The organism is uncultured Gilvimarinus sp. (assembly GCF_963972205.1).
In the GTDB taxonomy this organism is placed as follows: Bacteria; Pseudomonadota; Gammaproteobacteria; order Pseudomonadales; family Cellvibrionaceae; genus Gilvimarinus; species Gilvimarinus japonicus.
This window is the reverse complement of record NZ_CAXAUC010000006.1, coordinates 193681-202441: the sequence shown is the minus strand read 5'-3', so window position 1 is coordinate 202441 and position 8761 is coordinate 193681. Positions and strand designations below refer to the sequence as shown.

Sequence of the window (8761 nt, the reverse complement as noted above, 5' to 3'; positions counted from 1 at the left end):
TACGATAAATTATACTCGCTTAACGATGTGTCCAGTATTAGTGGTAGGGATCATAAGTCTAGCAAAAAGCTTTAAAATAACGCCGACAAAAAGTTCACCCGAACGCCTGGCGAAACATTAAGCCAAGTCGAGTCACCCGCAATGCGGGTGACTCACAAACCTAGTTACATTGATCGGTGCAGCGCCCCATTTTGGTAATCCACCGGTTGCCATTGCCACCAACTTTTACTTCCGCCCAAAAGCGCGGCTTTTGTACTTTATCGTTATATTGACGCACAGCTCTCAAACCGTCAGTAACAGCACGCTCTGAAGCCGGCACATAAAGCTTTGTTATATTTCTCGGCCTCACCTGTACAGTCGCTTTACGGCAAGATCGAGTGGGCCTAATACTCACGGGAAGTATTAGTGTCGGTGATTCAAAGTTTTTAGCACTTTGCTGTAATAGCGCTTTATCAAAGGAAGCATCTACCGCAATTAACCTTGAGCCACTGTGTACAACCCATTGATAGTTTTTCTCTGCCACGCCAAGTCTTTTGACATTCTCTTCTGAATTATTCTCATCTACCATTTGTTCGTGCTTAACGACATTGGCTTTATACTGCTGTTTAAGCGTCTGGTAAGCTGGACCATTAAGCTCCAACAACACCCAACCTGCTTTTTCTTCTCCGCTAATAAACACTGGTTTGTCATCTTTACAGGTAGCCGGGGAGAATCCAGTTCGTGTGTAAGACGCCTGAGGCAGCTTCACCTCGTAGCTGTATGAGTGGTAGTTGTTGCTATCGACAAGATTCCCCTGCCAGCGTAAAGATAGCTCAACCACACTCTCCGAACGGCTCGCCCTATTGGGTAAACGCAATTCTTGCTCTTGCAAAACAAGGGTAGTGGGCTGGAGCCAAAACCGGTTGTAAACCACGCCCAACAAAACAAAAGCGTTTACCAACACCACTAAAGTACCGGCGATTATGACTAAACGCTTCATAGGGCTACCTCCTGCTGCGCGGTACGACGCAAACGAGAAAACACTACTAACGCTAACACTGCCGTTAGACCAATCAGTAAAAAGAATATCGATTTAGGCAGCCAATCCCACCACCAATCGAAAAACTTGGTGAATAAAAATAACGCAAAGAATACATTGCCCGTTGCCATAACCGCCTGCCAGCCATTGCGGATAGCCAGCCAAATTACTGCGCCGCTTACACCAAAACCAACCACCTGGTATAAGCCCTCAACCATAGCGGATGATGCCGATAAATAGCTTGACTGCCCCCAATTAGATAACACTAGCACGGCGACAAAAAATCCAACTAAAGATAAAACACGGTAAATATTGGCAAAACCACTGTACCGCACTTGGGAGATAACACTGGGCAGCCAAAACATTACACAAGTGGGCAACAAGAAGTTCTCGGGATGATCCCCAAGACTCAACCAATAGCCGCCACTCCAGGTTGCTGTTTGCGCCCCAATAAATGCAAACACACACAGTAGCGCAACAGCTAATAACAATTTAATATTCAGCGCATAAGCCAGTAACGCGGCATACGCGGAAAATAAAGCTAGGGCAAGCGACGAGGCCGGTAAGTTAAAGAGAGTGCCCAACAGGGAAACATCAATCACAAAACAGGCAAAGCTAATTAACGCGGTAAGCTTGGCAAAATAAAGCGCTGTATCAATCCGTGCAATCCAGTAGGTGATGAGCAAGGTTAGCAAAGGCGCAGCTACTAAAACCGACACTTGAGCGAGCGTGGGTAGATAACCCCAATACTGATAAAAGAAAAAGAACACGCTGGCCGCCAGCGCCCAAGCCCCTAAAAATGACACCACTTGCATCCCCAGGGATAACTGCCGCGCACTGTGTGACAGATCCACGTCGTGCTGCTCACTAAGGGATTTAAGCGTTAGATTGTGAAAGCTCGCCACTGACTGAGCTTGCTCGGTATCAAGTTGTAGAACGCCTTGTTGTTCTAACTGTTGTAACTCTCGCCGAAAGGCTAAGATCTGCTCCTTGCGCCCTTCAGCCACCGCGCGGTTGTCGCTGTGCATACACCCTTCCCTGTTATTAACGGCGATCGCTGGATTCGGCCGATTTATACACCATGGATTATGTTAAATAGAGTTTTGGCTCTTTATCGTAAACCTTAAAATAATACAAAAAAGGCCCTAACGGGCCTTTTACTTAACAACAGCACGCTCGGTTACACATCCAGGTTAGCAACCGCTAATGCGTTAGACTCGATGAACTCCCGGCGTGGTTCAACATGATCCCCCATTAGCGTGGTAAATATCTGATCGGCACCGATGGCATCGGCGATATTTACTTTGAGCATACGACGAGTCTCGGGGTTCATGGTGGTGTCCCACAGTTGCTCTGGGTTCATCTCGCCCAAACCTTTATAGCGCTGGATAGAGTAACCACGGGTGGCCTCTTTCATAAGCCACTCTAGCGCCTCTTGGAAGGTTTCTACTTCATAGGTTTTCTCGCCACGTTGTACGTAAGCACCCTCTTCAATCAGACTTTCGAGCTTTTCACCTAAGGCGACAATTGAGCGGTATTCACCGGAGGCAAAAAACTCATGATTAAAGGGGTACTCGGCGGCCACACCATGTTCGATGATCTCGATATGAGGCAGAAATAGGTGGCGCTCATCGTCTTCACGCACGCTGATTTCATAACGATCGCTGCCGGCACGGTGGGAGTTAACAAAGTGACTCGCTAGCTGAGCACACCAATCTTCCATATGCGCCTGATCACCTAGCTGGTCGCTATTCAGTGAAGGCATGTAGATCATCTGCTCTAAAACGTCATTGGGGTATAAACGCGATAGACGCTCGATGGTATCCATAACCATGCGAAACTCGCTTACCAGCGCTTCTAATGCCTCGCCACTTACACCAGGGGCGTTGGCGTTTACGTGTAAACTAGCGTTTTCCAGCGCCGCCTGGGTCAAAAACGCCGTGCGGGCGGCCTCGTCTTTAAGGTATTGCTCTTGCTTACCCTTAGCGATTTTATACAGCGGTGGCTGCGCAATATAAACGTGCCCACGCTCAATCAGCTCGCGCATTTGGCGAAAGAAAAAGGTCAGCAGCAAGGTGCGGATGTGCGAGCCATCCACATCCGCATCCGTCATGATAATAATACTGTGATAACGCAGCTTTTCGGGGTCAAACTCGCTTTTGCCAATGCCGCAGCCCAGCGCGGTAATCAATGTACCAACCTCTGCCGATGACAACATTTTGTCAAACCGAGCTTTTTCGACGTTTAGAATCTTACCCTTGAGGGGCAAAATTGCCTGTGTTTTACGGGCGCGCCCCTGTTTTGCCGAGCCACCCGCCGAGTCACCCTCCACTAGGTACAGTTCAGATAATGCCGGGTCTTTCTCTTGGCAGTCCGCCAACTTACCCGGCAAGCCTGCGATATCCAGCGCGCCTTTGCGGCGAGTCATCTCTCGGGCCTTACGGGCGGCCTCACGGGCGCGGGCGGCATCAATCATCTTGCCCACAATAGCCTTCGCCTCTTGAGGGCTCTCCAGCAAGAAGTCGGTAAAGTTCTGCGTCATCTCTTGCTCTACAGCGGTTTTTACCTCGGAGGAAACCAGCTTATCTTTGGTCTGAGACGAGAACTTTGGATCGGGTACTTTTACCGAGATGATCGCGGTTAGACCTTCGCGGGCGTCGTCGCCGGTGGTGCTAACCTTAGCCTTTTGAGCCAGGCCTTCACGCTCAATATAGGTATTCATGCTGCGCGTTAAGGCAGCACGAAAGCCCGCCAAGTGGGTGCCACCGTCCCTTTGCGGGATATTGTTTGTGTAGCAAAACAGATTCTCTTGAAACGAGTCGTTCCACTGCAGTGCCACCTCTACCGCAATACCATCATCGCGAGTGGTATTAAAGTGTACAACTTTATTGATAGGGGTTTTATTAACGTTTAGATGCTCCACAAACGCCCGTAAACCACCTTCATATTCATAGGTTTCTTCTTTGCCACTGCGCTCATCTTTTAAAACAATGCGTACGCCAGAGTTCAAAAACGATAACTCGCGCAAGCGCTTAGCCAGCAGTTCAAAGTGAAACTCGATATTGGTAAAGGTTTCAGCCGAGGGTTTAAAATGGATCTCAGTGCCCGTGCTACTGGTATCCCCCACGACTTCTAACGGCTCTTGAGGCACACCGTGACTGTAGGTTTGCTCGTGAACCTTGCCGCCGCGGCGAATAGTAAGCTTTAACTCGGCCGATAACGCGTTTACTACCGATACACCCACCCCATGTAGACCACCGGACACTTTATAGGTGTTGTCATCAAATTTACCACCGGCGTGCAATACCGTAAGGATAACCTCCGCAGCGGATACCCCCTCTTCGTGCATTTCCGTAGGAATGCCGCGGCCATTATCTGAGACCGAGATAGATTCATCCGGGTGAATCACAACGTTGATTTCGGAGCAATGCCCTGCCAGCGCCTCATCGATCGAGTTATCCACCACTTCAAATACCATGTGATGCAGGCCGGTGCCGTCATCGGTATCACCAATGTACATGCCTGGGCGCTTGCGAACGGCATCCAGCCCCTTAAGGACTTTAATACTGGACGAATCGTAATTAGGGATATCGTCTGACATAGGTCTTACACTCCGAATTTATTCGTTTAGCCAGCGCTATACCTGCGCAAGCTGCATTATACCTACTCTACAATCTTACCTTGTTCCACGTGGAACAGCTTAATCTCACGATCTGGCTTTTGATGCCACGGTTGAAGCAATGCTTCTTGCTCCACGCCGGTAATAAATACCTGAGTCTCTAGCTTGTGCAGCCAATCAACCAGCAGCTGTCGGTGCTCTTCGTCTAGCTCTGCCGGCAGATCATCCACTAAATAAATACAGCGGCGGTCAGTTAACTTAGCGAACACCACACCCTGGGTAATCTTCATCGCACAAACAAGCAGCTTTTGCTGCCCGCGTGACAGGACATCGGCGGCAGCATGGCCCTTGATTCGAATTCGAATGTCGCAACGGTGAACCCCCGAACCGGTAAAGCCCAAACGGGAATCCCGCTCTAAAGCCTCAGACAACACCTCAGCATAGCCTTTGTCTTTTTCCCAGCCGCGATATAAGCTCAGGGTCAAACCTTCCGCCATAACGAACTCATCAATTAGCTGGTGAAACACCTCGCTAAATGCTTCAAAGGCTCGCAAACGCATACTTGCCATCCGCTCACTAACGGCAACAAGCTCTCGCTCCCAGACCTGCAGTTCTGAACCCTCTATTCTATCACGCCGTAGGATACTATTCCGTTGTTTTAGACAGCGCTGTGCGGCTTTCCAGGTGCTAAAGAAGCCTGGTTCCACGTGGAACACCAACCAATCCAAAAACTGCCGCCTAACGCTAGGACTACCCTCCAACAACAGAAACGCATCCGCATTGATTACCTGTAATGGCAGTAAGCCGGCGAGTTCCGCTAGCGAGCCTACTGCCTGGCCGTGAGCTTTGAAGGTCGCATCACCACTGCGCGAGCGAGAAACACCAATAGGAACATCGCCACCACTATCGTCAACGCGACCAAATACCGTCATCGCTGGGTGGTGCTCATTAATCAGAGCTTTAAATTTGTGGCCGCGAAACGAACGACCTAAAGACAATACGTGGATGGCCTCAAGAATGGAGGTTTTACCTGAGCCATTTTTACCAAAGATAAGATTAACATCTGGCGAGGGCTCAATATCGACCGACAGTAAATTACGGAGGTTTTGAACAATCAGCCGACTAAGGGACATAAAAAGAGAGGGGTGTTTTTAAACTACAATGCGCCCTTACAGGCGCATTGGCATAACCACGTAGAGTGAATCACCATCATCAACAGGTTCTTCAAGAAGCGCACTACTGTTGGCATCAGACAAGGTAATCTTAATGGTGTCACTATCAATCACGTTGGCTACATCCGTCAGATAACTGACATTAAAACCTACCTCTAGCGAGCTACCGCTGTAATCCACCGTGAGCTGCTCTTCCGCTTCTTCTTGCTCTGGGTTATTGGCAACAATCGTCAGCTGACCGTCCTCTAGCAATAACCGTACACCGCGGTACTTCTCATTGGAAAGGATCGCTGTGCGAGAAAATGCTTGTTTTAGCTCATTGCGTGAACCAAATACAATTTTATCACCGCCTCGAGGCAATACTCGCTCGTAATCTGGAAATTTACCATCCACCAATTTCGAGGTAAAAGTGTAGTCTTCTGAGGTAACACGAACGTGGTTGGCACTTAGGGTGATATCCACTAAATCATCCACTTCGCCCATTAAGCGCGACAATTCCAACACCCCTTTACGGGGTAAGATCGACTGTATGGTATCCGCAGTATTAACTCCAAGCGTGCGGGTACACATTGCCATGCGGTGACCATCGGTCGCCACAACCCGCAACTGATCTTGTTTTACCTCCCACAACATACCGTTTAGGTAATAGCGTACGTCTTGCTGCGCCATGGCAAAGGCGGTGCGCTCAATCAAGCGTTTTAACTCCCGCTGCTGGCAACTAAACTGCAAATCGCTGGGGCCATCTTCAACATTGGGAAAGTCGGTGGCGGGCAGGGTCGACAAAGTAAACCGGCTGCGGCCACTTTTTAAAAGTACCCGCCCTTCTTCTTCGTGCAGCTCGATATTCGCGTCATCTGGCAACGAGCGGACAATATCCACAAACTTACGCGCCGGCACTGTAATCTCTCCATCGACACCGGGGCTTTCAAGCTCGACACGGCCGACAATTTCTACCTCAAGGTCGGTACCTGTCAGCGACAAACGGCTTCCTTCTAGTACCAGCAATACATTTGACAGTACCGGCAGCGTCTGGCGACGCTCTACCACACCAGATACCAATTGCAGGGGTTTTAGTAAGGCCTCGCGGGATACGACAAGTTTCATGTGCAGGTCTCTTCGTCTGGTCCATTTTACTGAATGTCTGGCGACGCGGTTGTTAATTTAACCGGGCCACTCCTTGGGTTCGCTCGTTTTTGCTCCAACGTTTTAGGTCGTTAATGAGCGCAACAGATTTTTTAAATCTTCGCGAATATCCGCGTCTTCTTCTTCTAGTTCTTTAATTTTGCGACAAGCGTGCAACACCGTGGTGTGATCGCGACCGCCAAACGCATCGCCAATTTCTGGCAAACTATGATTGGTCAATTGCTTCGCCAAAGCCATTGCCACCTGGCGCGGCCGCGCTACCGAGCGCGAGCGACGCTTAGAGAGCATATCGCCAATTTTAATTTTGTAGTACTCACCCACCACGCGCTGGATATTCTCGATACTGACTTGTTTATCCTGCAGCGCAAGCAGATCTTTTAGTGCTTCTCGCACCAACTCAACATCGATCGACCGCCCAGTGAAGTGAGCACTCGCTATCACGCGCTTAAGCGCACCCTCTAGCTCTCTTACGTTCGAGCGAATTCTTTGCGCAATAAAAAAGGCCGCATCATGGGGTAAATCTACCGCCACCTGTGCCGCTTTTTTCATTAAGATTGCCACCCGCATTTCAAGCTCTGGTGGCTCGACCGCTACCGTTAAACCCCAACCAAAGCGAGACTTTAAACGCTCCTCAAGACCATTAATCTCTTTAGGGTAACGGTCACAAGTCAGAATAATCTGTTGCCCACCTTCTAACAAGGAGTTAAAGGTATGAAAGAACTCCTCTTGTGAGCGCTCCTTGCCGGCAAAGAATTGAATATCATCAATAAGCAAAGCATCAACCGAACGGTAGTACCGTTTAAAATCGTTGATGGCATTAAGCTGTAATGCCTTTACCATATCAGCGACAAAGCGCTCAGAGTGCAAATAGATAACCTTGGCGTTAGGATTTTTGTTAATCAGCGCGTTACCCACCGCTTGCATCAAGTGGGTTTTACCAAGCCCAACCCCGCCATATATAAACAGAGGGTTGTAGGCCCCGCCCGGGTTCTCTGATACCTGCCTGGCCGCAGCCAACCCCAACTGATTCGACTTACCTTCGACAAAGCTATTAAAAGAGAAGCCCCGATTAAGGTTGTCTTTATGCTTTAACCCTCCCTCTACATTGGCCGCAGGTTCTGGCGCTGCCTTAGGCGGAGGTGGCGGTGGTTCCGAGCGAGAAACCGAAGGGCGCGCCGGTGGCTCTGGCCGCTCGCGCGCAGAAAAGCTGCTATTGCTTGATGAACTCGCGGGACGCATCGCGGCGCGCGCGCCGACGCTGACCTCAATCGCAAACTCGGGGCCATCCTGATAATGTTTGGCAAGCTCGGTAATACGCGCTAAAAATTTCTCACACACCCAATCGCAAACAAAACGATTGGGCGCCAATAAGCGCAGTCGGTCAGCATCCGCCTCTTCGTCTATCTTAAGTGGGCGTATCCAGGTATTAAACTGCTGCGAGGGAAGCTCCTCACGCAAACTGGACACACAATAATTCCACACCGAATGCGGCAAAACACAACCCCCAACAACTGAATTTATTCTAAATAAGCGAAAGCCGAGTAGTGTACCGCCCACACCCAAAGTTATCCACACCCCTTATGGATTATTTTTACCAGTAACAGAAAATGTTTTTTTATCCCCAGTAGATGATTGATAAAAAAAGCAAAAAAACCTTTGACCCCTTTAGCGAGAACACCCTCGTAGCCCCCACCAACCTGTGGATAAACCTGTTAACAAACTATTTGTAAGCTGCCCACAAGCTCTGCAAACTTACAAATGAACATAAAACAGGCGATTTGACCGAATAACAATTGATTTAACCGGTGG

6 protein-coding genes are annotated in these 8761 nt (G+C 49.3%); all 6 read right to left on the bottom strand.

Annotated features, from left to right (window positions below):
- Positions 1 to 160 precede the first annotated feature (160 nt).
- The 6 genes from AACY82_RS11515 to dnaA all read right to left on the bottom strand — a co-directional run bounded on the left by AACY82_RS11515 (position 161) and on the right by dnaA (position 8446).
- Positions 161 to 946 carry a DUF4824 family protein gene (locus AACY82_RS11515; protein ID WP_339616961.1) on the bottom strand — a complete coding sequence of 262 codons (786 nt, stop codon included), beginning with the start codon at positions 944 to 946 and terminating at the stop codon, positions 161 to 163.
- Between the two features lie 29 nt (positions 947 to 975).
- Entirely contained in the window at positions 976 to 2046 is a 1071-nt protein-coding gene (locus AACY82_RS11510) for a DUF2157 domain-containing protein (RefSeq protein ID WP_339616960.1), read from the bottom strand.
- Positions 2047 to 2198: 152 nt separating this feature from the next.
- Entirely contained in the window at positions 2199 to 4619 is a 2421-nt protein-coding gene (gene gyrB / locus AACY82_RS11505; protein WP_339616959.1) for a DNA topoisomerase (ATP-hydrolyzing) subunit B, read from the bottom strand.
- A gap of 62 nt (positions 4620 to 4681) precedes the next feature.
- Positions 4682 to 5770, bottom strand: a complete 1089-nt coding sequence (recF, locus tag AACY82_RS11500) for a DNA replication/repair protein RecF (protein ID WP_339616958.1) — start codon at positions 5768 to 5770, stop codon at positions 4682 to 4684.
- 36 nt (positions 5771 to 5806) lie between these two features.
- Positions 5807 to 6913 carry a DNA polymerase III subunit beta gene (gene dnaN, locus AACY82_RS11495; protein WP_339616957.1) on the bottom strand — a complete coding sequence of 369 codons (1107 nt, stop codon included), beginning with the start codon at positions 6911 to 6913 and terminating at the stop codon, positions 5807 to 5809.
- Between the two features lie 102 nt (positions 6914 to 7015).
- Positions 7016 to 8446, bottom strand: a complete 1431-nt coding sequence (gene dnaA / locus AACY82_RS11490) for a chromosomal replication initiator protein DnaA (protein ID WP_339616956.1) — start codon at positions 8444 to 8446, stop codon at positions 7016 to 7018.
- Positions 8447 to 8761 lie beyond the last annotated feature (315 nt).

What these genes read in the sequence shown, in the direction of transcription:
- AACY82_RS11510 (WP_339616960.1), bottom strand. Translation starts at nt 2,046, where the DNA reads ATGCACAGCGACAACCGCGCGGTGGCTGAAGGGCGCAAGGAGCAGATC.
- gyrB (WP_339616959.1), bottom strand. Translation starts at nt 4,619, where the DNA reads ATGTCAGACGATATCCCTAATTACGATTCGTCCAGTATTAAAGTCCTT.
- dnaN (WP_339616957.1), bottom strand. Translation starts at nt 6,913, where the DNA reads ATGAAACTTGTCGTATCCCGCGAGGCCTTACTAAAACCCCTGCAATTG.
- recF (WP_339616958.1), bottom strand. Translation starts at nt 5,770, where the DNA reads ATGTCCCTTAGTCGGCTGATTGTTCAAAACCTCCGTAATTTACTGTCG.